Below are 21,923 nucleotides of genomic sequence, written 5' to 3'. Positions count from 1 at the left end.
TTATTATAATGCCCACATGAATGATAAATTAAAATGGGAACAGTCCCATTAATTGAAAGAGATCACACTCTAATTTTAATCTAAGCGGTTCAATTTCGCTTGATTGAGTGGATTATAGAATAGGTGATTGAGTGTGATGAGAGATCTCTGCATTGCCTAAAAGCTGAGAGATCAATAGATTAGCGGCCAATTTACCCGCAGATTGATACCCAGGGTCAATACTAAATACTCGCGGAAACAAGAAAGAGAGAAGATCATTGCCACCAACACCGGTCACCACCACATCTTCACGTTGTAGTTCTTGCAGACGTTTGATTACACCAAGAGCCAATGTGTCGCTAGCACAAACAAGTGCTTGAGTGGTAGGAGTCAGTACCTCATCCACCAGCTGATACGCACTTTCATGATGAAGTTGGCCAGTACGATAATTGGCAATCACTCCAGCGCTTTCACACCACTCGAGATAGGCCTTAAGACGCAGTTCACCTGTTGATTTATCGCTAGGATCGACGCCAATGAAACCAACCTCAGAGATTCCCTGCTCTGCTAGATGCGTTAACGCACTATTGATCACCTGTTGGTTATCATAGTTAATCGACGTCACGTTCTCGGTATCCAGAGCAATCACCACCGCTTTGTGTTCCCAAGCTTCAATGGCAGGAATATCACAGTCAGTAAAGCCAAACACAATGATGCCATCTACATTGCGACGCTTGAGAACCTGCAGATGCTCATTGGCTTTTTCTCTATCAAGCTGACTTTCCATGATCACGACATCGTAATCCGCTCGATACAATTCGGCCAGCATCGTACTTACCGCTTTGTTTTCAGAGGGGGAATCCAGACGAGAGATGATGACACCGATGACTTTTTGACTGCCACCACGCATCGACTGCGCAGACTTCGAAGGCGTGTACCCAGATTCTTGAATGACTCTTTCCACCCTTTCACGGGTTTCAGGTTTTACTTTGGGATCATTGGTCAGAACACGAGATACGGTAGACTTACCAACACCGGACAGCTTAGCAATATCGAGAATAGTGAGTTTTTTGCTCATAAAAAGTCTGACGTTAAAGGGAAGAGAAAGAAAAAGTGAGGGCGAACTCCCTCACTTAACTGTTTGTAAATCCTAGTAGATAACTATGACCTACTTTCGGCAGTTTTTATAGATAACACGACCAAGTTCTAGACGTGCATTGTCACCTTTAGTTCGTAAAGTTACGCTATTGATCAGTTCAGAGGTTCCATCATCTAAGATGTACTTCGTTCCTGAGCCTGCCGCTATTTGAGTGAGGCGATATTCATTCTCGGGTAAACGTAATACCGCTTTTTCATCACCAAGGTAAGCGACCTTAAATGAAGCGTCAGACTCACATTGATAAGTCACGAATTGATCGTCCGATACTGCGCTCTCAGTCTCAGGAGCTGCTGATTTAGAGCATCCGAATAACGCTACCGTACATAGAGATGCTATCAACAATGCTTTCATACTGCGTTCCTCATCTTTATATAGTGAATAACACTTATATCTAAGTGAAAGAGACTTAGTCTCTTAGCCTTTTAAGAATGCTGGTACATCTTTAATACTGTCAAGCACGACACTTGCAAGCGCTTCACCTTTTTCAGTGATTGGCTTACCGGTTCTTACCAGTACTTTAGTGCCAACACCCGCCGCTTCTGCAGCCATCATGTCTTCAGCTTTATCGCCGATCATGACCGAGTTAGCCATATCAATCTTCAGAAAGTCACGCGCAGAAATGAACATGCCTGGCTTTGGCTTACGACATTCACAATCTTGTTTGTAGTCACCAACACCGTGCTCAGCGTGGTGCGGGCAGTAATAAATACCATCTAGCTCAACGCCGTTATCAACAAAGTTCCAATCCATCCACTGCGTTAGAGAAAGAAAACGGTCTTCACTAAACATGCCGCGAGCAATACCAGATTGGTTGGTCACTAACACCAATAAATAACCCATATCTTTAAACGCTTTCGCCGCTTCAAACACACCATCGATGTATTCAAAGTCATGTTCATCATGTACGTAGCCGTGATCAACGTTAATCACACCATCACGATCTAAAAAAACAGCAGGTTTAGACAAAATTCAGTTCTCTATCAACTCTCTATTAATCATTAATTATTACACGCTTTATTTGCTTCATCACTATCTATTTAGTTTTGCGTTCGTTAACGATTTGTTTCTAGTTTAACTTCGCAACTCGCGTTTAGCCGTCTAGACGTAAAAATATCTATTGACTTAGATCATAGAACACCATAGCATCATCTGTAAATCGAGTGAGTCATCAATATATTATTCTGTTCTACCTGCACGGGTTTCTCTATGATTAAAGTGAATCAAGTCAATAAGGTTTTTTATCAAGGCACTAAAGAAATCAATGCCTTAATTGATATCAACCTCCACATTCCTCAAGGTCAAATCTTTGGAGTCATCGGCTCTTCAGGTGCAGGCAAAAGTACCCTTATTCGTTGTGTAAACATGTTGGAAGCTCCAACGTCAGGTGAAGTGATTGTTGACGGTATCGACCTGACAAAACTCAGCAAATCAGAACTTAGCGAAGCACGCCGTAACATCGGCATGATATTCCAACACTTCAATCTGCTGTCTTCTCGTACTGTATTTAACAACGTAGCACTGCCTTTAGAGCTTGCTGGTAGAGATAAAGCTGCGATTGAAGCGAAAGTGAGTGAACTACTTGAGCTTGTCGGCCTATCGGATAAGCGTGATACCTACCCTGCGAACTTAAGTGGTGGTCAAAAGCAGCGTGTCGCGATTGCTCGTGCGCTAGCTTCAGACCCGAAAGTACTACTGTGTGATGAAGCGACCAGTGCTCTGGATCCAGCAACGACTCAATCTATTCTTGAGCTGCTACGTGAAATCAACCGCAAGCTACACATCACGATCCTACTTATTACGCACGAGATGGACGTAGTTAAGAGCATTTGTCACGAAGTCGCGATCATTGGCGGTGGCGAGCTAGTAGAGAAAGGTACAGTTGGCGACATATTCGCACACCCTAAGACAGAGCTAGCACATCAGTTTATTCGCTCAACGCTAGACCTATCTATCCCTGAAGATTATCAAGCGCGTTTGCAAGAAACTCGTGTTAACAGTAGCTACCCATTAGTACGTCTTGAGTTTACTGGTGCAACGGTTGATGCTCCGCTGATGACGCAAATTGCTCGTAAATTCAATATCGATGTCAGCATCTTAAGCTCTGACCTCGATTACGCCGGCGGCGTGAAGTTCGGCATGATGGTCGCTGAGCTGTTCGGTAACGAAGCCGATGATAATGCTGCTATCCAATTCCTACGCGACAACAATGTAAAAGTAGAGGTGCTTGGTTATGTCCTTTAGTTTCAACGAGATTGCTGACTGGATCAGCCTTAACGGCAACCTTCTATTGGAAGCAACAGGCGAGACACTTTACATGGTTGCTGTTGCTGGCATCGTTGGTTTCGCTGTCGGTATTCCATTAGGCGTTATTCTACACACGACTAAAAAAGGTGGCCTGTTAGAGAACACCAAGCTAAACAAAATTCTTGGTGCGGTTGTGAACGTGGGCCGTTCTGTGCCTTTCTTAGTACTGATGGTAGCGATCATCCCTCTCACTAAGATGCTGATTGGTACCTTCATCGGTACAACCGCAGCGATTGTTCCGCTGACGATTGGTGCTATCCCATTCGTAGCTCGACTTATCGAGAGTGCACTACTTGAAGTACCAACAGGTCTAGTGGAAGCAGCTCAGTCAATGGGCGCAACACCAACACAAATCATCAATAAGGTTCTGCTTCCTGAAGCACTGCCTACTATCATCAACTCAGTGACGATTACGCTAGTGACTCTTGTGAGTTACTCGGCAATGGCCGGAACTGTGGGTGGTGGTGGCCTAGGTGATGTCGCGATTCGTTACGGATTTCACCGCTACGATGTGACCATTATGGCAGTGACAGTCGTCATGTTGATTGTGCTAGTACAAATTATTCAATCAATCGGTGATTCATTAGTTCGCCGCGTTGACCACAGATAACGACTTACAGACCAAAATCAAAGTCGTATGAACCAAATTAAATAGATTTATTAAAAGGAGATTATTATGAAATTTAACCTTAAAGGTTTACTTACTATTGCAGCAGCAGCTTCAGCGCTAGTACTAGCAGGTTGTGGTGATAAAGAAGTCGATACTTCTAAGATCAAAGTTGGCGTAATGGCAGGTGCAGAAGCACAAGTTGCTGAAGTAGCAGCTAAAGTCGCGAAAGAGCAATACGGCCTGGATGTTGAACTGGTCACTTTTACGGATTATGTAACACCTAACGCAGCGCTAGATGATGGTTCTATCGACATCAATGCATTCCAACACACGCCGTACCTAGATCAGCAAGTTGCTGACCGTGGTTACAAGCTAACGGTTGCAGGTAACACTTTTGTTTACCCTATTGCAGGTTACTCTAAAGAAGTTAAATCGGTAGACGAAATCCAAGATGGTGCTCGTATCGCTGTACCAAACGATCCAACAAACCTAGGTCGTTCTCTACTGCTTCTTGAGCAGCAAGGTTTACTTGAACTTCGTGAAGGTGCAGGTCTTCTAGCTACCGTTCGTGACATCGTTGGTAACCCTAAGAACCTAACGATTGTTGAACTAGACGCAGCTCAACTGCCACGTTCTCTTGATGATGTAACTTTATCTATCATCAACACTACTTACGCGAGCTCTATCAACCTGACTCCACAAAAAGACGGCGTATTCGTTGAAGACAAAGATTCTCCATACGTGAACCTAATCGTTTCTCGTGAAGACAACCTAAATGCAGAAAACGTACAAAACTTCGTTAAAGCATATCAAACTGAAGAAGTGTACAACGCAGCTTCTGACATCTTCCAAGGTGGCGTAGTTAAAGGTTGGTAATCAGCTTAAATAGACACTTATAGATACCGAAAGGGGCTGACTCAATGTCAGCCCCTTTTTTAATGATGAAAGTTTGCTAGAAAGTAAAGCTTCTCAGGGTGAATCAAACGAAGTCGATTACTTGAGGTGATCCCAAGAAATGTTGGATACCAGACGGCAATCATCACACTTGAAATAGAAAATATCGTGGATTGGTGCATCAAGCAGCCATTCACCACCACATTGTGGGCATTTTCGCTCTTTTTCATCTTTCAGGCTGATCCCACCGACACGATATAAGTAGTAGTAAGTTGGAATCTTAGTCAGAAATTCAATGCGCCCTCTTAGACCCCAACCGCGTTTAAACAGCACACTCTTAGTATCACTGATCTCGGTTAGCGTTGCATGTTCAGCACGGCAACCACCACCCATTTGCACTTCATCACAGGCTTGCCATTCGGTCTGCCATTTCAGTACGGCTTTATGATCGCCATTAAATGTCGGCGGGTTACGATATAGTGGAATAGGCAACAAGCTGTCGCCACTGCGCAGCGGTGAACAGGTATGCACGAACGTCGTGTACAACACTTGCCAGCTCGGCGCTTCATCTTCGGCTACTTCTTCGGAGTTAAGATCTCGGCCAAGCAGACGCATCTTAGGCGCTAATAAACTCGCCGCAGATAAGCGCTCGAAACAGACTTTGACGAAGTCTGAATGATTACGTGGGTGTAAGCTATCTTGCTCCGGACACACAACGCGAACATAGAATTCACCGTCACCCATCACGATTGGAAACTCACGACCTAACACTTGTCCGTTATAACGAAGAGCATCCATTAAGCCATTAACCGCCTTATCGACAGCGCTTACCGTTGTGTTATCAAAACACTCAAATTGAAGTTCTAGTACGTACATCTATTTATACCGCTGGTTGTAGCTTTTCTAAAAATTCTGCCAATGTCTCGGCTAGTACATCACGATTTTTGGTGCCTAAGCGCTCTAGGATTACGTTACCCGTTAGGTTACAGATAGAGATAACATCCAGTTCAGCATCAGTCGCGGCAATGAAAACCGTTGGTTTTAGCTTCAAACGACGCTGAGTCACTAGGTGACCTAAGATGTTTTCTTGTAGGCATTCGAAATCGTCATCACTCCAAATCTGTAACAAAGTCAGTTCGTTACCATCAAAAGTCGCGTTCATATCCGCACTAAATTGTGCGCCGTAGAAAGTCTTAACGTCTTCATGCAGAGTCAGTTCAATACCCGTTTCAACATTGGTGAAATCTGCGAATTGCTCACGTGGATAGTGTTTCCACAACACGGCATCACCACTCTTTTCTTCTACGCATGGCGATACAATGTCCACCAACTCCTCATTACGAGGTAAGCTTTGGTGTTGCTGCTGCCACGCGTCAACGTATCGCTGACTGAAAGAAAGTAGTGCGTCTTGAGCGCGTTGAGTCATGAAAATCTCCTAAACACAAAATAATAAATAGAATCCGAGCCCTTTCCGTGCCGATTAAGCGATGACTTAATGACAGGGTAATGGGGATTCAGTAAAATCGACCCCATTCTAATCGAATTTGAAACGAAAGTATGAGCAAATATTCTGACGCAAAAGAGCTAGCGGGTTTAACCCTAGGCCAAAAAACTGAGTACTCTAACCAATACGATGCAAGTTTATTGCAACCAGTACCTCGTAGCCTTAATCGTAATGATCTTGCGCTAAACGGAGAGTTACCTTTTGTTGGTCATGATATTTGGACGATGTACGAGCTTTCGTGGCTAAACACCAATGGCTTACCACAAGTGGCTGTTGGTGAAGTGTTCATTCCGGCAACTAGCCAAAATTTGATTGAGTCAAAATCTTTCAAGCTGTACCTAAACAGCTACAACCAAACTCAGTTTGAAAACTGGGATCAAGTCACTGAGCGTCTAACTCAAGATTTGTCAGCATGTGCAGGCGAATCTGTGATTGTGAATGTAAATTCAGTAACCGATTACACCAACCAACCTATCGTGACGATGGAAGGTGACTGTATCGACAATCAAGACATCCAAATCACGAGCTATGATTTTGAAGCGTCACTGCTTGAAGGGGCTGCTGGCGAGCAAGAAGTAGAAGAAACTCTACATAGTCACTTATTGAAGTCAAACTGCTTAATTACCAATCAACCGGATTGGGGCAGCGTAGAGATCGCATATTCCGGAAAGCAAATTGACCGTGAAGCTCTGCTACGCTATTTAGTTTCTTTCCGCGAGCATAACGAATTCCACGAACAATGTGTTGAGCGTATCTTCACTGACATCATGAAATACTGTGCACCATCGAAGCTAACCGTATTTGCACGTTACACGCGTCGTGGCGGTCTGGATATCAATCCATACCGTTCAACTGAGCAAGATAGACCAAGCCACAATAAGCGTATGGCTCGCCAATAATCGGCGTGAACCGCCCAAACTTATTTGAACCTACAAAATCTTTAAAGGGACATTGAAATGCGTTGGTTATACGTTGTTAGTCTATTCATTTTAAGCTTAAGCACATCGGTTAATGCGTCGGTCTATTCGTCGGCGCTCCTCAATGAAGCCAATAACTTGGTTGAGATAGAACCGAGTCAAGCAAAACGAATAGCCAACAGCTACCTAACGCTACGTATCCTTTCAGATCAACGCGAAAAGAGCCCGTCAGCTATTTCTCGTGAAGAGGCCGACTCTTCGATTAGAACCCCGAACAGCAGTATCGATGCGTATAAGATCTTAGCGAAAGCAGAGTTTAATCTAGGCAACATTCGTATTGCGATTCAGCACATCGACAAAGCCTCTGAGCTAGCAAAAACCTATAAGCTTGAGTATCTAAAGTTGGATCTGGAAATACTCAAAGTTAGGTTACTTTGGCTTACGGACAGAAAATCTGCCCAAGCAGAATCAGAGCTAAAAAAAATAGAAACAAGCTTAGAGTCGGTTAATAAGACCTTACGCCTGACGGAAGGAATTACCTATCGCTTAATCATGTTGAAAGCCGACATTTCCTCTTATAACAACAACGTAGGGGAAGCCGAAAAACTCTATCAAGAAGCAAAAACTTACCTAGAACAGCGTCACTCGGAAAAAGTCGTCATTGATTATCACATCACCGTCGGCGAGTTTTATCTTACCCATAAAGAGTACAACCATGCACTATCTGAGTTATTGTACGGCTACTGGAAATCAGTAGAAGGTAACCTGAGTTCGCGCTTGGCCAAAGTAAACCGCCTACTTGCACAGCTTTTCTTTGAACGCCAAGTATTAGATAAAGCTCTAGAGCACCTGTCTCAAGCTGCTGACTTTTACGATAATTTTGAAAGCTCCCCCATATTAGCGCAAGTACTAAAAAAGATGGGGGATGTGTACTTCAATCAAGGCAAATATAACCTTGCCCTCGTGCACTTTTTCAATGTCCTTGATCATGAGAGTACCGACCGAGACATCCACCAAGTCATTGACATTCGTCTAAGTTTATCTGCGACTTACTTACGACTTTATAACTACCCTCTAGCTGAGCAATACCTAGCACGGGCCCTTGAACTGCTGGAGTATTCCGACATTCCTAAATTGGAAGGCCGCGCAGCACTCTTATCCGCAGGTTTGGCATACCACCTGCAAGAGAGCGAAGATGTAATTAAGCATGCGACACGTGCGCTCGAGATTTCGCGTCAGGTAGAAAATACGCGCCTGTCTCAACACTCCTACCACTTGCTCTCTTTAGGTTATGAGCAAGCAGGGCGTCCACAACAAGCGCTAGCAAATCTCAAGCAATACAATATCCTTGTCTCTTTGGAACAACAAAAACTCAACCGTGTTGGTGAAGACGCATTCCGCCAACAAAAAGAGTTTGCCGAGCAAACGCTCCACTATGCAGGTCAAGAACAAGAATTAGAGAAATACAAACTTGAGCACCATAAGTTCCAGAAAATATCGTTCGCCTTATTTTTGTTCAGCATTGTCTTGTTCTTCTTTGTGCTACGCCGAGGCTACATCATTCAAACCTTAGTCACGGAAATGGATTCACTGCGTACCGACCTCTTCACACACTCACGCTCAAAGCTTCCAAATCTAAGAATGCTGAACGCAAAGCTATCAAATTCACTAGAACAAACCAGCCAAAACTTCGAACAATGGCAACTTGGTGAGCTGATTCATGAACCACTCAACGACCGTTTACGCTTTGTGATGATTGATTTGCCGTTCCTACGCAATATGTACACTCAGAACGGTTATAAAGCAGGTTTAGAACTCGAAGATGCTTTCGGCGAGTTCCTTAAATCTAAGCTCGAAGGTCCTGCGCGCGTCTACCACTTCTCGGATGCGAACTTGCTTTACATCGAACCAAATGCTGACCGTGATACATCGCCTGAGGCTATGTTCAGAAAGATTCAATCTTGGATTAATCACTTCGAACCAGAGCGAAACATTAATCGAACCGTCCGCATGGGCATCGCTGACTACCCGTTCTTGCCACGCGCTTATACCGCGATTAACGACCAAGAGCTGCTCGATGTACTATTAATGTCGACCAACCTGGCACGTGAAATAAGCCTCAAAGAACGCAGTAGCCAATGGGTTTACCTTAAAGCCATCGACAATGCCCCCGCAGCGAGCCTTGCAACGGGTAACATAAGAGAGGCTTGTAAACATGCGATTAATCAAGGGTTAATAAAGATACAATCCTCACACCAGAATGAGGACAATATCAAAAAAATGCTAAAAGATGACTGATTTGCGAGCGGTTAAACGTCGTAGGTCGTGACCTTATTTTTAGTTTTGTTATTATCAAGGTCACGGAATTTCATCTATACGATCGAGTACGATCTACGCGGCGCTAATTAATACATCTATGGGCATTCTTGAAAAAGACATTCAGGCGCAACTCCACCAGCTGAAATATCAGTTGGATCAAGTCCGCTTGACGCAAAGAGATACCTCGTTCAAATTTATTCGAGAACAAAAAGTTCTCAAGCGTATCGTTACGTCTTTAAGTGATGCATGTGTTGGCAGCAACACTCATTTAGATGAAAATCTCATTGCCCTTAGGGAAGAGCTCGAAAAGCAAAAAGACATTAGCTCAATGATCCCCAAGTTGGCAGTATTAGAAAGGATGCTCAAGCAAAAAACGTTGGCTATGGATAAACAGAACGGATATCTGGATGATAGTATTAAGCACAGTGGGGAAACGCTGCAGCGTATAACTGGCCTTCCGGCACAGCTAAAGCGCGATCTAAGAAACTTACTTAGCTTCTCCGAGTGTCATGGCAGTCAAAAAGTCGACCATGCCATGAAGCTTCTCAGCATTTATGAGCGTGCCATTAAGATTATGGCAAACAACTCACGCACTCATTTTGCCGACGTAGATCAATCAACTGAACAAGAACTCCTTTCCGAACTATCAAACGAATTACAACACCTGATCACTGAACTCGACTTCGAGGGTGAATCGGGGGATCTACTGACCGATATTCGAGCGAAGCTACTACTTGGTGTTTCAACACAAAACCTACTTGAGCTAGCACTTCAGATCCTCAAGCTGGTGATTGATGGCACGAGCCTAGAGCGTAAGCAGTCTGAACAATTTATCGAACAACTCAATTCCTCGCTCGCTTCTAGTATCAAAACAGCAGATCAAAACTCCGACCAGAGCCAAAGCTATTTTGAACATCGCCAAGGTCTTAATTCTGAGTTGAATGAACTTGTTACTAAGAGCCAAAGCTCTGTTGATAAAGCAACGGATATTGATAACTTAAAACTTTCGATAAACCCGCTGCTCAGTGAAATTGCCTCTCTTTCAGAAAGACTGAATCACGCAGAACAGAAAGAACAAGCTCTAATAGAAAGAATGAGCTACGGAAAAAACCAATTAGATTCGCTCTATGAAGTCACCCAAGATTACCGCAAGCGTCTAGAAGATCAGGCTCAGCGTATGCTGCTTGACCCTCTGACTAAGATCTACAACCGTACCGCCTTCACCGATCGTTTAGAGTTAGAATATCGTCGCTGGATTCGCGCACAACACTCACTAAGAGTCGTGCTGCTAGATATCGATAACTTCAAAGCAATTAACGATAGCTTTGGCTATACCGCTGGTGACAAAGCACTCAAGATCATCGCAAGAGCGATCACCAAAGAAATTGGTACTACCGATACTGTCGCTCGCTTTTCTGGTGAAGAGTTCATCTTGCTACTTCCCGAGCAAAGCGATGAATATTGCCATCAAGTGACTCAAAGCATCCAGAATCAAGTCAGCCGCTTACCTTTCAAATTCCGTGACCAACAAATCACAATTACCTTGTGCGCGGCAAGTACTCCGTTTAAAGAGTCAGACACACCTGAAGAAGTATTAGAACGACTCAATAAAACACTAAACAAAGCCAAACAGCGCGGTAACAACCAACTTGTTTGGGACTAAGACAGCCCTAGATTTAATTTATTTCATTTTTTCAAATACTTATCACATACCATATCCCTCAATGTTTGCTAAGCTAATGATTAACATTCGCTTAACAAGCATTCTTGGCAAGCATGCTGTATTTAAAAGAGCAACGCTGTCGTAATCGTTTCGTCTGGTTAATTCTCTCGCCTTTAACCAAACACTTTCAACGTTAGCTTCTCATCTCGAACTAAAGGGCTACTTCCAACGTCCCCTAGTTCCTTTCAACAAGGAGGCACTATGATCACTCATATCAGCCCTGCCGGTAGCATGGATTTACTCTCTCAACTTGAAGTTGAGCGTCTTAAAAAAACCGCATCTAGTGATCTGTATCAGCTTTATCGTAACTGTACGTTAGCGGTACTCAACTCGGGTAGCCACACCGACAACTCCAAAGAATTACTCGACAAGTACCTGTCATTCGATGTTGAGGTGGTGCGTCGTGAGCGCGGGATCAAGCTTGAACTGAGCAACCCACCAGAGCATGCCTTTGTCGATGGTGAAATCATCAAGGGTATCCAAGAACACTTATTCTCAGTGTTGCGCGACATTGTCTACGTCAACATGCACCTTGCAGATAACCAAAGACTCAACCTGACCAATGCCACTCATATTACCAACCTTGTGTTTGGTATCTTGAGAAATGCAGGCGCACTTACGCCAGGTATCGAACCTAACCTGATCGTGTGCTGGGGTGGTCATTCAATTAATGCAACTGAATACCAATACACTCGCGAAGTGGGGAATGAACTTGGCCTGCGTGAGCTGAATATCTGTACCGGTTGTGGACCGGGGGCAATGGAAGGGCCAATGAAAGGGGCTGCCATTGGTCACGCTAAACAGCGCTATACAGACCACCGTTACTTAGGGCTAACTGAACCATCAATCATTGCGGCTGAGCCACCAAACCCAATCGTGAATGAACTGGTGATCATGCCAGATATCGAAAAGCGTCTTGAAGCCTTCGTGCGTATGGCCCATGGCATCATTATTTTCCCTGGAGGCCCCGGCACTGCCGAAGAGCTGCTGTATATATTAGGGATCATGATGCACCCTAATAACGTCGACCAACCCATGCCGATTGTTTTAACAGGCTCAAAAGAGAGTGAAGCTTACTTCCGTTCGATTGATAAGTTCATCGGCGAAACCTTAGGGCCTGATGCGCAGAAACACTATGAGATCGTGATTGATGACCCAGCACGCGCTGCGAAAATCATGAAGCAGGCAATGCCAGATGTACGCTCTCACCGTAAAGAGACTGGCGATGCCTACAGCTACAACTGGTCACTGCATATTGAACCTGAGTTCCAACTGCCATTCGACCCTACACATGAATCTATGGCGGCGCTTGATCTGCATATGGATCAGAAAACAGAAAGCCTTGCGGCGAATCTACGTAAAGCCTTCTCTGGAATTGTGGCAGGTAACGTCAAAGCTGAAGGTATTTTGGAGATAGAGAAACATGGCCCCTTCCTGATTGATGGCGACAAAGAGCTGATGACAAAAATGGACCAGCTGCTGAATGACTTTGTTGAACAGCATCGAATGAAACTGCCGGGCGGCACTGACTATGTTCCTTGCTATAAAATTATGCCTAGCAGCGAATAACGGCAAGTAACTGATAACAAGCCACAAGTATAAAGTTAAACAAGTCATGACGTTTACGTCACCAAAGTTTCAACTCACCAAGTGATACGTTACTATAAGGGGCTAGCAGCCCCTTATTTATTGCCTATTTAGTGGAAACTTATGTCTATCCATCTTGTTATTATCGATGCCTTGAACCTCATCCGACGCGTGCACTCTGTTCAGCCGGACCCAACCGATATTGCAAGAACCATCACCACGACTGCTCGTACTCTTAATCGCATCCTAAACGAATCAAAGCCCACTCATATCATTGCAGTATTTGATCATCATTTACAAGATCGAGGTTGGCGCGCGGAAGTCCTTCCCGCTTATAAGCAAAACCGTAAGCCGATGCCAGAACCATTAATGAAAGGTCTCGATGCGATTCAACAAGCTTGGTGGGAATTAGGGATTGATTCACTGCTGTCTGATGGCGATGAAGCGGATGATCTCGTCGCAACATTGGCAAAGAAAGTCGCTGACCACGGAGAAACCGTCACTATCATTTCCACGGATAAGGGCTACTGCCAACTGTTGTCACCAACGCTTCAGATCCGTGATTATTTCCAGCACCGTTGGTTAGATAAGCCCTTTATCGAAGCGGAATTTGGTGTAAAGCCAGAGCAACTGGCAGATTACTGGGGATTAACGGGCGTCAGCTCAAGCCAAGTCCCCGGAATTCCTGGTATAGGGCCAAAAGCAGCCAAAGAGATATTAACGACATACCCTGATATCGAAACAGCATTCCTAGCTGAAGACTTACCGAAAAAGTATCGTAAGAAATTCGATGAGCATATCGAGTCGGCTCGCGTATGTAAGCTCGTTTCTGCACTCAAAACAGACATCGATTTAGGTTTTAATCTGCAAGATATTCGCTACGAAGCTGTGTCTTAATCTGACGTCACAAATTCAGTCATTAAAGCTAACCGTTAGAAATAAATCCGCTTATAAATCAACAAATTAGAAACTCAATCATTAGAAAGCAGAAAAGCCTTAGTCTGAACTAAGGCTTTTTTGTTGTTTCATTTTAAGACGAAACATTGCACTTATACTGATAAGTCTCTATTTCTAGAGTAACTTTCAGCTAAGAGCAGATTAGAAGCTATAAGCGATAGAAGCTTTAAAGTTACGACCCGCTTCATAGCTGGTGTACTTTTCTGAACCCCAAGAGATACCAAAACCAGTATGCTCAGCGTACTTCTTATCAAGCAGGTTATCGATACCAAGGTTCATCTCTAGGTCTTTAGCAAACGTCGGTGTGTAAGCCGCCCAAATGTTGTGCGTTGCGAAGCCTGAGCGTTTGATCTCTTTGCCTTTTTCGTTCTCGTAATCGTTTCCCGGAACAAAGCGTGAATCCCAACCAAACACAAATTCATTGTTTAGGCTGTAGTTAAAACCGGCCTTAAAGTTATGAATACCGGTTTTATTCATGTGGCTTGTCTTGCCATTTTTCAGGCTCTTTTGCTCGCCATCAGAGTAAGAGTGGTTAGCGTAAACACTTAACGCGTCTAACTGATAGCTCAATACAGTCTCTACACCCCAAACTTCAACATCATACTTATTCGATAATGTTGCGTTGTTCTTAGTTGGGTGCATTTGGTTATCAAGGTCATAAGTATAAGCCGTGAAACCTAGAATCGCGTAATCAGCCGCAAGCAAACGTGTTAGCTCGTAATCAAAACCAGCTTCGTAGTTATTACCCGTCATCGCCTTAGTATCAGACTGCTTAACTTTGCTTGGTGCTTTCATCGTCAGCGTTTCTGGTAGTGACGCACCTTTAAACAGACGACCGTAACCCACACGAAGTTTTAGGTTTTCCGTTGTTTGGTATTCACCTTTGAACTTTGGAGATAGCTGATCAAACTCGCCCTTATACACGCCACCCAGTTTATGAACGTCGTAACGAAGACCTGTTGTCAGACGGAAATCGCTGAATTCGTACATATCTTGTAGATACAGACCGTAAGCCGTCACCGTACCACCATCCATGCTGTAGTTCTCGGTTTGACCTTGCTTAGTACCGCTTAGATATACGCCTTGACCGGCATCAATCCATTGCTTGGCTTTGTAGCCCTCAAGACCATAAGTAAGCTCATGCTCACCAACCCAAGAAACGTTACGAATGTCACCACCAATGGTTGTTACATTGTATTCACGCTTAGGGTAAGACATTTTGCCATCTTTGAACCATTTACCTGCCGGTGTTTTGCCCCAAGCGGTACCTTCAAGAGCATCACGATCCATGTATTGACGGTTGTAGTAAACATTACTTTTCAGATGAACTAGATCACTACCTGCATCGTATTCGTGCTGTAGCGTCACTGTATCGCGATTAAGCGAATGATAGTCATGTTTATCGTCAGCATACAGAGCACCCGCCTTTTCGCCAGAAAGCTGACGCGTACCACCATCACTGTATCGGTTGAAAGTCAGTTTAAATTCATTGGCATCATTAGGAATGAAAACAACTTTAGCCAAACCCGACTTAAGCTCACCCTGCTTAGAGGTTACCGCTTCTTGATCAGGAATGTGCAGATCGCCATCTTCTGAATAGTTCGCAATACCCATGAACTCCAGCTTGTCGTTCACTTTTGCATACACAGCAACGTTGGTTGCAAAACGCTCATAAGCTGTTTGATAGCTTGTTTTTACTCGAGCACCAACGCTTTCACCCGGCTTAAGAAGATCGCTTGGGTCTTTCGTTTCGTAGCTAAATGAACCATTGATAGCACCAGAACCTGACAGTGCAGAGTTACCACCTAATTCAATTTCAGCTCTTTTTAGCATTGCAGGATCAATCGCTTGGTCACCAGAGTGGTGGAAAAGCTGACCTTCTTGTCGCGCACCATCAATAGTCACTACGGCAAATTTGTCTTCCATACCACGTACAAATACTTTGCGAGAGTAACGTGCGTTCCCGTCAACCGTAACGCTAGGCATAGTATTCAAAACATCTTTGATGTCTGATGCTTGCTTCTTTTCCAGTGTGTCAGAGTTGATTTCAGTCTGAATCAATTGGTCAAGGGCAGAACCGATAACGACTACGGTTTCTGGTTCGTCGGCAGCAAATGCTGTAAATGAGGTTAAGGCAACCGTAACGGCTACTGATAGTGCTTTAAGTTTCATAATGCGACTTATATTTTATAGATTTAAGTGAAAGTGCACGAATGGTACACGACACTAATTACAATGTTAATAGTAATAGTTATCATTTACATTCTTTACTTACATTTACTTACTTATAATAAAATACAATTTGATTAGGATGTTCTTGCTGTAATTTACTGCTGAATTTTAAATAAACCCTTCTTCGTTTCATCGCTGAACTAGGTAGCCGTAAGTATCGATAGCTTACGGCTTTTTTGTCTCATATCGACACTAATAGTCGACAATTCGACGACTATCAACCAAGTTGAATTAGTCATATTTACACTTAAATATGACTAAAAAACGCACATAGACCAACCTTTCTAAACTATCAGTACGAAGCGATAATCAAGCTCATAAACAAACTTAAGATATAAAAAATGCCCCTAAAGGAGCATTTTATTTATCACTGACACACTAACGTAAATATTAGTACGGTGAGATATTCGAAAGCGACTGAATATGAACCGTGATCTCTTCGCGATCGTGGTAAAGGTGCTTCGCCTGCATCTTGAACTTCACTTTGTTATCAATCAGGAACTGTTTTAGGTTTTCGATATCCTGCAGAACTTCATCGTAACGGCCTTTCATTGGCAGTTTAAGGTTGAACAGTGCTTCTTTCGCCCAGCCTTTGATGATCCACTCCCCCATTAAATGAGCAACACGAGCCGGCTTCTCAACCATGTCACAGATAATCCAAGTGACGTTCTTACGGTCAGGTTCGAATTTAAAACCATCCACCATGTGGTGCTTAATTTGACCCGTTTCCATTAGGCTGTCTGCCATCATGCCGTTATCAACACAGTGAACAAACATAGAGCGCTTAACCAATTGGTAAGTCCAACCACCTGGACACGCGCCTAAATCTACGCCCCACATACCCGGAGCCAGACGTTCGTCCCACTCATCACGAGGGATGAATACGTGGAATGCTTCTTCTAGCTTCAATGTAGAACGGCTTGGCGCATCTGATGGGAATTTCAAACGAGGAATACCCATGAAGAACTGTGAGTTGTTAGTTGGGTAAGAGTAACCAACAAAACAGTGACCCGGCGCGATAAAGCATAAATGAAGCACTGGCTTCTTAGCGTTGTCTTTCGCTGTCATCAGCCCTTTACCGCGCATTGCCTGACGCATTGGCACAGTAAACTTACGGCAGAACTTCAAAAGCTCTTTCGCTTCATTAGTGTCTGGTGTTTCAATACGGATATCGCCACAACGTGGGAAACCTTCTTTCTCAGAAAGCGCCTCAAGAATTGGAGAAATACGATCATCAGTCGGCAGATCTTTGATTTCAACCGCTACCGCGATCATTTGACGAGCAAAGATCAACGATTGGAAGTCGATCTCTTTTACCAGTTTATCGGCTTCGCCTGCTTGATAACATTCAAACAATACAAAGCCTGTATTGTTCTTTAAGCGAGGAAAACCAAACACTTCCAGTTGTGTTGCCTTGTCTTGAATTTCGCCAGCACATTCTTTTTCAAAACCAGAGCGACAATAAAGTAGTACGTGTTTCACTGAGTTACCTCTTTTATATTCAAAGCAGCGAAGGAGAAGACTCCCCAACCAATGATAAATAGTAGACCACCAAACGGTGTTATAGGGCCAAACCATTTTATTCCTGTCAGTGCTAAGCCATAAAGGCTGCCACTAAAACAAAGGATGCCGATGATAAAGCAAATTGCCGCAATGAAAAAATATTTTTGTGATTTAGCACCAAGTTTCATCTGTAGCAGAGCACCACACGCCAATATTGCTAGTGTATGGATAAACTGGTACTGAACACCTGTCTCAAACACGCCTAGCAGATACTCTGGCAAGACAGCTTTTAACCCGTGAGCGGCGAAGGCACCTAGCATTACGGCTATTGCGCCAGAGATACCTGCAAAAGTGAGTAAATACTTACTTCTCATTAAGCACCTCTTTGATAAACGCCGATAGTTTCTCAACGGTTAACGCTATGTTCTGCTGTTCGGTGTAGCCAGAGCTCTTACGAGGCTTAAAGCTGTGATCGCCATCAGGAATAAACTCAACACGAATCGAATCCGACAGGTCGAAATCAGCAAACTCTTCTCGCTTACCAAAGGTATCACGTTCACCTTGTAGAATAAGACACGGCTTTGCTAACTCAGCCAAGTGCTCACCTTTGTATTTCTCTGGTTTGCCTGGTGGATGGAAAGGAAAGCCTAAACAGGCCATTGCAGCCACCTTATCCACTTCAGACAAATGACTCGCCATACGTCCTCCCATCGACTTACCGCCAATAACAAGCTTATCGGCATCTACCTGTCCGATAATCTCTTGGTAAGCTTCGAGCAGTTTAGGGGCTCGATCAGGTGGACGACGCTTACCATCTTCAGCACGCTTGATCATGTAAGGGAAATTAAAACGAATCACTCGTATCCCTTTAAACGCCAGCCCTTTTGCTACCGACTGCATGAATTCATGATCCATGCCTGCGCCAGCACCATGTGCAAAGATAAAAGTTATTGGGTTGTCTTCACCATCAATGATGAGGTTATTCATCAAGTAAGTCCTCTTGTTCACTTTGCGCTTTCGCCAACATCCAATCACGGAAAGTCGCAATACGCCCCATGTCAGCTTGTTTCTCATGACACACCACATAGAAGGCGTTCTTACTTACCAACACTTCATCAAAAGGTGCAATCAAACGACCTGCTTCGATTTCAGGTTGCGCCAACACATTATTACCCAAAGCAATACCTTGCCCGTGAGCGGCCGCCTGCAACACCATGGTTGAGTGACTGAAGATAGGACCATGGTTAACGTTAACCCCATCGATGCCATTTTGCTTGGCAAACTGTTTCCAATCCTTTCGAGATGTATCATGTAATAGCGTATGACATGCCAAATCACTGAGAGATTCTAAAGGTTTAGCTCCTAGCAGCACGGAAGGTGAGCAAAGAGGGATCAAATATTCTTGGTAAAGCTTATCGGCTCTGAGCCCCGACCAGTTCCCTCGGCCATAGTAAATAGCCACGTCTACATCATCGGTCAGCGAGCCTTCATCCATATCAACGGCTTTGATTCTTACATCAATATCAGGTTCTTGCTGATTAAAGTCAGCGAGTCTTGGTACCAACCATTGAATAGCAAAACTCGGCGGCAAACTGATGGTCAATGCGCCCTTCTCACTTCGCTCAAGAACTTTGTCTGTCGCTTCTGCCAGTGATGTAAAAATATCTTTGATATCCAAGAAGTAGCTTTGGCCTTCTTCCGTCAGCAACAAAGAGCGGTTTCTTCGACGAAACAGCTTCAAAGATAAGAATTCTTCAAGCGCTTTAATCTGATGACTGACCGCGGCTTGAGTAACAAACAACTCTTCTGCGGCACGCGTAAAACTCAAGTGTCGAGCAGCAGCTTCAAACACTCTTAGCGAGTTTAATGGGGGTAATCGACGAGACATAGTTACTCTCTAAATAAGCATTAGTTTTTTTTATCTGAAACATTATAATTTGTCCATTGCCTAGCGGCCAGAGAAATTCTATATTTCATCCCGCAGCAGCTAGCCTGAACGGCTTGATTCTCTCTAGAATCAATTGGTTTAGCTCCTGCGATGTTGTGTTTGCAAACTCGTTCTTTTCGAGTTGGGTAGAGTTCTACCAAATGTTTTGTTGCAGTTCTATACTGAAACGAGGCATGTACTTCCTGTATTTATTTTGACCTGTCTGTCAAATTTGTTTACACCGCCTTATGGGCGGTGTTTTTTTATGTCCAAAGAAAAGTAACAATAAGTTTATCAATAGCTGTGCTAATTAATCTTTATTATTTTTCATCGCTAATCACAGAATCAGACACCCACTCAAATAAACAACTGAACACATACAAATAGCACCATTGAGTTGCACTAAAAAGTAACAGAATACTTCAAGATACTCACACTTCTTCAGTACTTATAGACCCGTTTAGATCTCACCAGTTCTATCAATCCAAAATTTCAAAGCTGAGCATGACGATAGCACGTCCAAACGCATGCCTCTGTCTACTGTCAATCCTTCATCATAGACAATAAAAAAGCCGCTTACTTTTCAGTATGCGGCTTTGCAAAATTATTAACGGTTGGTCAACACACCACTATGGGCGGTAAACCTTAACGTTGTGGAAGCCTTGTTCTTGCAAGTAAAGCGCTTGCAGACGGCTCATGACACCACGGTCACAGTACAACAAGTACTCTTTCGATTGGTCTAGGTCACCAAACTGAGTTGAAAGCTTGAAGAACGGGATGTGTTTGATTTCAACACCATCGATCTCTAGCGGGCTTTCATCTTCTTCGTCTGGGCTACGGATATCAAGAACGACAGCGTGCTCAGCAACGGCTTGAACTTGCTCCACTTCTGGTGCCTGTTCTTGGCTCTCTTTCTCGATATCACGGATATCCATAATACGAGCGTTCTCGATCACTTGCTCCAGCACTTCGAAGTTAAACTTAGCTTCTTCCGCTTCTAGTTTGCCTTTCTTCGCTTTCACGGTCGGCTTCTTAGAGATAACACCACAATACTCAGGCATTACTTTAGCGAAGTCTTCAGTACCAATCTTGCGAGACAGGTCGATGATATCTTCTTTGTCCCAGTTGATCAGTGGACGAAGGATCAAAGTGTCCGTCACGTTGTCGATATGACGCAGGTTAGTTAGCGTTTGGCTAGAAACCTGACCAAGAGCTTCACCCGTTACTAGTGCTTCGATACCGAAACGCTCTGCAACCATACCACCAGCACGCATGAACATACGCTTAAGAACAACGCCCATTTGGCCGTCTTCAACGTTCTCAAGGATCTCTGCAACTACAGGTTCAAAATCAATAGAGATGAACTTCACCTTTGCAGATGAACCGTATTTATCCCATAGATAGTGAGAAACTTGCTTAACACCAATCTCGTGAGCAGGGCCACCAAGATTGAAGAAGCAGTAATGCACTTTAGAACCACGTTTGATGTGTAAGTAGCTTGAAACACCAGAATCAAAGCCACCAGAAATCAAGCTAAGCAGATCTTCTTGAGTACCAAGAGGGAAACCACCTAGGCCTTTATGACGTTCAATAACTTGGTTTAGCTTATCGTTCTCGACTTCAACTTTAACGGTAATATCTGGATTTTTCAGTTTTACTTTTGCTGATTCAACCGCTTGGTTTAGACCGCCGCCTACGTAGCGTTCTAGCTCGATAGAAGTAAAATCATGCTTACCACGACGCTTAGCACGTACAGAGAAAGTCTTACCTTCAATAAGAGCACCGCTACGCTCGAGAACTTGCTCGTAAATATTGTGCAGGTCTTTAAATTCTGATTGCTGAACTTCAAGGGAGTGATGAATACCCGGAGTTTGCGTCAATACTTCAAGTGTTTCTTTAAAGTATTTGTCGCTCTCAGACGTCACTTCGATATGGTCACGGCGGTTGAAGACAGCCACAGACTCAGTACGACGCTGAAGAATAGTACGAATATTACGTTCTAGAATCTTTGTGAAGCGCTTACGCACCGATTCACTTTTTACAAAAATTTCCGGGTGGGGCTTAACAATAAATTTCATAGTACTTTCACGCCAATAAGGTTCACAATTTTAATAGGTTCATCACCACGTAAAAGGTCATTTCACATAGTTATTGAAGCAATAATAGATCAATATTAAATCTAAGGGCGCGAATTATACATGAGAAAATCAAACAAGGAAAAGAGTGCGTGCTTTGGTGCCATTAATAAACTCACCTTAGTGACAAACTATCGTCTCGATTTCATCCAAGCTCATTTATCCATATCCTC

At 43.7% G+C, this 21,923-nt stretch carries 19 protein-coding genes; 8 read left to right on the top strand and 11 right to left on the bottom strand.

Features of this window, described 5'->3' with window-relative positions; translation table 11 throughout:
* Positions 1 to 112 precede the first annotated feature (112 nt).
* From treR to gmhB, 3 genes are all read right to left on the bottom strand, one after another.
* Complete coding sequence (gene treR, locus ACED59_RS02720) at positions 113 to 1,057, bottom strand: trehalose operon repressor TreR (RefSeq protein ID WP_012604622.1); 945 nt, start codon at positions 1,055 to 1,057, stop codon at positions 113 to 115.
* Between the two features lie 90 nt (positions 1,058 to 1,147).
* Positions 1,148 to 1,489, bottom strand: a complete 342-nt coding sequence (locus ACED59_RS02715) for an MliC family protein (RefSeq protein WP_017096799.1) — start codon at positions 1,487 to 1,489, stop codon at positions 1,148 to 1,150.
* Positions 1,490 to 1,552: 63 nt separating this feature from the next.
* Positions 1,553 to 2,104, bottom strand: a complete 552-nt coding sequence (gene gmhB / locus ACED59_RS02710; protein WP_012604624.1) for a D-glycero-beta-D-manno-heptose 1,7-bisphosphate 7-phosphatase — start codon at positions 2,102 to 2,104, stop codon at positions 1,553 to 1,555.
* Positions 2,105 to 2,344: 240 nt separating this feature from the next.
* Between gmhB and metN the strand changes: the two genes are divergently transcribed.
* The 3 genes from metN (at position 2,345) to ACED59_RS02695 (ending at position 4,928) form a co-directional block, all read left to right on the top strand.
* Positions 2,345 to 3,379: a methionine ABC transporter ATP-binding protein MetN gene (metN, locus tag ACED59_RS02705; protein WP_017096798.1), complete on the top strand. Its 1,035-nt coding sequence runs from the start codon at positions 2,345 to 2,347 to the stop codon at positions 3,377 to 3,379.
* A complete protein-coding gene (locus tag ACED59_RS02700) occupies positions 3,369 to 4,052 on the top strand; it encodes a methionine ABC transporter permease (RefSeq protein WP_009847449.1) in 684 nt (227 codons plus the stop codon). The genes metN and ACED59_RS02700 overlap by 11 nt, the downstream gene beginning before the upstream one ends.
* Before the next feature lie 66 nt (positions 4,053 to 4,118).
* Positions 4,119 to 4,928: a MetQ/NlpA family lipoprotein gene (locus tag ACED59_RS02695; protein ID WP_009847450.1), complete on the top strand. Its 810-nt coding sequence runs from the start codon at positions 4,119 to 4,121 to the stop codon at positions 4,926 to 4,928.
* Between the two features lie 117 nt (positions 4,929 to 5,045).
* On the opposite strand, the gene ACED59_RS02690 is transcribed toward ACED59_RS02695, so the two are convergent.
* Entirely contained in the window at positions 5,046 to 5,822 is a 777-nt protein-coding gene (locus ACED59_RS02690; RefSeq protein ID WP_017096797.1) for a Zn-ribbon-containing protein, read from the bottom strand.
* Positions 5,823 to 5,826: 4 nt separating this feature from the next.
* Positions 5,827 to 6,372, bottom strand: coding sequence for a SecY-interacting protein (gene syd / locus ACED59_RS02685; RefSeq protein WP_012604631.1), 546 nt, complete (start codon positions 6,370 to 6,372; stop codon positions 5,827 to 5,829).
* Between the two features lie 131 nt (positions 6,373 to 6,503).
* On the opposite strand from syd, the gene queF reads away from it, so the two are divergent.
* The 5 genes from queF to xni all read left to right on the top strand — a co-directional run bounded on the left by queF (position 6,504) and on the right by xni (position 13,893).
* Positions 6,504 to 7,349 carry an NADPH-dependent 7-cyano-7-deazaguanine reductase QueF gene (gene queF, locus ACED59_RS02680; RefSeq protein WP_009847454.1) on the top strand — a complete coding sequence of 282 codons (846 nt, stop codon included), beginning with the start codon at positions 6,504 to 6,506 and terminating at the stop codon, positions 7,347 to 7,349.
* A 57-nt stretch (positions 7,350 to 7,406) separates the two neighbouring features.
* Positions 7,407 to 9,665 (top strand): lipopolysaccharide assembly protein LapB, encoded by a 2,259-nt coding sequence (locus ACED59_RS02675; RefSeq protein WP_012604632.1) that lies wholly within the window; start codon positions 7,407 to 7,409, stop codon positions 9,663 to 9,665.
* A 118-nt stretch (positions 9,666 to 9,783) separates the two neighbouring features.
* On the top strand, positions 9,784 to 11,349 hold the full coding sequence (locus tag ACED59_RS02670; RefSeq protein WP_012604633.1) for a GGDEF domain-containing protein: 1,566 nt from the start codon (positions 9,784 to 9,786) through the stop codon (positions 11,347 to 11,349).
* Positions 11,350 to 11,610: 261 nt separating this feature from the next.
* Positions 11,611 to 12,978 carry a nucleotide 5'-monophosphate nucleosidase PpnN gene (gene ppnN, locus ACED59_RS02665; RefSeq protein WP_017096796.1) on the top strand — a complete coding sequence of 456 codons (1,368 nt, stop codon included), beginning with the start codon at positions 11,611 to 11,613 and terminating at the stop codon, positions 12,976 to 12,978.
* Positions 12,979 to 13,119: 141 nt separating this feature from the next.
* Positions 13,120 to 13,893, top strand: a complete 774-nt coding sequence (gene xni, locus ACED59_RS02660; protein WP_009847458.1) for a flap endonuclease Xni — start codon at positions 13,120 to 13,122, stop codon at positions 13,891 to 13,893.
* Between the two features lie 201 nt (positions 13,894 to 14,094).
* Here xni and ACED59_RS02655 read toward each other — a convergent pair whose 3' ends face one another.
* From ACED59_RS02655 to thiI, 6 genes are all read right to left on the bottom strand, one after another.
* The gene (locus ACED59_RS02655; protein ID WP_017096795.1) at positions 14,095 to 16,125 is read right to left on the bottom strand and encodes a TonB-dependent receptor; all 2,031 of its coding nucleotides are present in this window, start codon (positions 16,123 to 16,125) and stop codon (positions 14,095 to 14,097) included.
* Positions 16,126 to 16,575: 450 nt separating this feature from the next.
* On the bottom strand, positions 16,576 to 17,667 hold the full coding sequence (rlmM, locus tag ACED59_RS02650) for a 23S rRNA (cytidine(2498)-2'-O)-methyltransferase RlmM (RefSeq protein ID WP_029223796.1): 1,092 nt from the start codon (positions 17,665 to 17,667) through the stop codon (positions 16,576 to 16,578).
* Positions 17,664 to 18,062 carry a DUF423 domain-containing protein gene (locus tag ACED59_RS02645; protein ID WP_017069500.1) on the bottom strand — a complete coding sequence of 133 codons (399 nt, stop codon included), beginning with the start codon at positions 18,060 to 18,062 and terminating at the stop codon, positions 17,664 to 17,666. The genes rlmM and ACED59_RS02645 overlap by 4 nt, the downstream gene beginning before the upstream one ends.
* Positions 18,052 to 18,675: an alpha/beta fold hydrolase gene (locus tag ACED59_RS02640; protein ID WP_029223795.1), complete on the bottom strand. Its 624-nt coding sequence runs from the start codon at positions 18,673 to 18,675 to the stop codon at positions 18,052 to 18,054. The genes ACED59_RS02645 and ACED59_RS02640 overlap by 11 nt, the downstream gene beginning before the upstream one ends.
* Positions 18,668 to 19,576, bottom strand: a complete 909-nt coding sequence (locus ACED59_RS02635) for a transcriptional regulator GcvA (protein ID WP_017063339.1) — start codon at positions 19,574 to 19,576, stop codon at positions 18,668 to 18,670. Before ACED59_RS02635 ends, ACED59_RS02640 begins: the two co-directional genes overlap by 8 nt.
* Before the next feature lie 668 nt (positions 19,577 to 20,244).
* Complete coding sequence (gene thiI, locus ACED59_RS02630) at positions 20,245 to 21,693, bottom strand: tRNA uracil 4-sulfurtransferase ThiI (RefSeq protein WP_009847462.1); 1,449 nt, start codon at positions 21,691 to 21,693, stop codon at positions 20,245 to 20,247.
* Between the last annotated feature and the right edge of the window lie 230 nt (positions 21,694 to 21,923).

It is taken from the genome of Vibrio sp. FF266 (assembly GCF_041439695.1).
Classification (GTDB): domain Bacteria; phylum Pseudomonadota; class Gammaproteobacteria; order Enterobacterales; family Vibrionaceae; genus Vibrio; species Vibrio tasmaniensis_A.
The sequence above is the reverse complement of the archived record's forward strand: the minus strand, read 5'-3'. Positions and strand labels throughout refer to the sequence as shown.

Coding starts and splice junctions, on each gene's coding strand:
- ppnN (WP_017096796.1), top strand. CDS start 11,611: ATGATCACTCATATCAGCCCTGCCGGTAGCATGGATTTACTCTCTCAA.
- ACED59_RS02670 (WP_012604633.1), top strand. CDS start 9,784: ATGGGCATTCTTGAAAAAGACATTCAGGCGCAACTCCACCAGCTGAAA.
- ACED59_RS02645 (WP_017069500.1), bottom strand. CDS start 18,062: ATGAGAAGTAAGTATTTACTCACTTTTGCAGGTATCTCTGGCGCAATA.
- ACED59_RS02675 (WP_012604632.1), top strand. CDS start 7,407: ATGCGTTGGTTATACGTTGTTAGTCTATTCATTTTAAGCTTAAGCACA.
- ACED59_RS02690 (WP_017096797.1), bottom strand. CDS start 5,822: ATGTACGTACTAGAACTTCAATTTGAGTGTTTTGATAACACAACGGTA.
- ACED59_RS02655 (WP_017096795.1), bottom strand. CDS start 16,125: ATGAAACTTAAAGCACTATCAGTAGCCGTTACGGTTGCCTTAACCTCA.
- ACED59_RS02695 (WP_009847450.1), top strand. CDS start 4,119: ATGAAATTTAACCTTAAAGGTTTACTTACTATTGCAGCAGCAGCTTCA.
- thiI (WP_009847462.1), bottom strand. CDS start 21,693: ATGAAATTTATTGTTAAGCCCCACCCGGAAATTTTTGTAAAAAGTGAA.
- treR (WP_012604622.1), bottom strand. CDS start 1,057: ATGAGCAAAAAACTCACTATTCTCGATATTGCTAAGCTGTCCGGTGTT.
- syd (WP_012604631.1), bottom strand. CDS start 6,372: ATGACTCAACGCGCTCAAGACGCACTACTTTCTTTCAGTCAGCGATAC.
- ACED59_RS02700 (WP_009847449.1), top strand. CDS start 3,369: ATGTCCTTTAGTTTCAACGAGATTGCTGACTGGATCAGCCTTAACGGC.
- ACED59_RS02715 (WP_017096799.1), bottom strand. CDS start 1,489: ATGAAAGCATTGTTGATAGCATCTCTATGTACGGTAGCGTTATTCGGA.
- ACED59_RS02635 (WP_017063339.1), bottom strand. CDS start 19,576: ATGTCTCGTCGATTACCCCCATTAAACTCGCTAAGAGTGTTTGAAGCT.
- metN (WP_017096798.1), top strand. CDS start 2,345: ATGATTAAAGTGAATCAAGTCAATAAGGTTTTTTATCAAGGCACTAAA.
- queF (WP_009847454.1), top strand. CDS start 6,504: ATGAGCAAATATTCTGACGCAAAAGAGCTAGCGGGTTTAACCCTAGGC.
- xni (WP_009847458.1), top strand. CDS start 13,120: ATGTCTATCCATCTTGTTATTATCGATGCCTTGAACCTCATCCGACGC.
- ACED59_RS02640 (WP_029223795.1), bottom strand. CDS start 18,675: ATGAATAACCTCATCATTGATGGTGAAGACAACCCAATAACTTTTATC.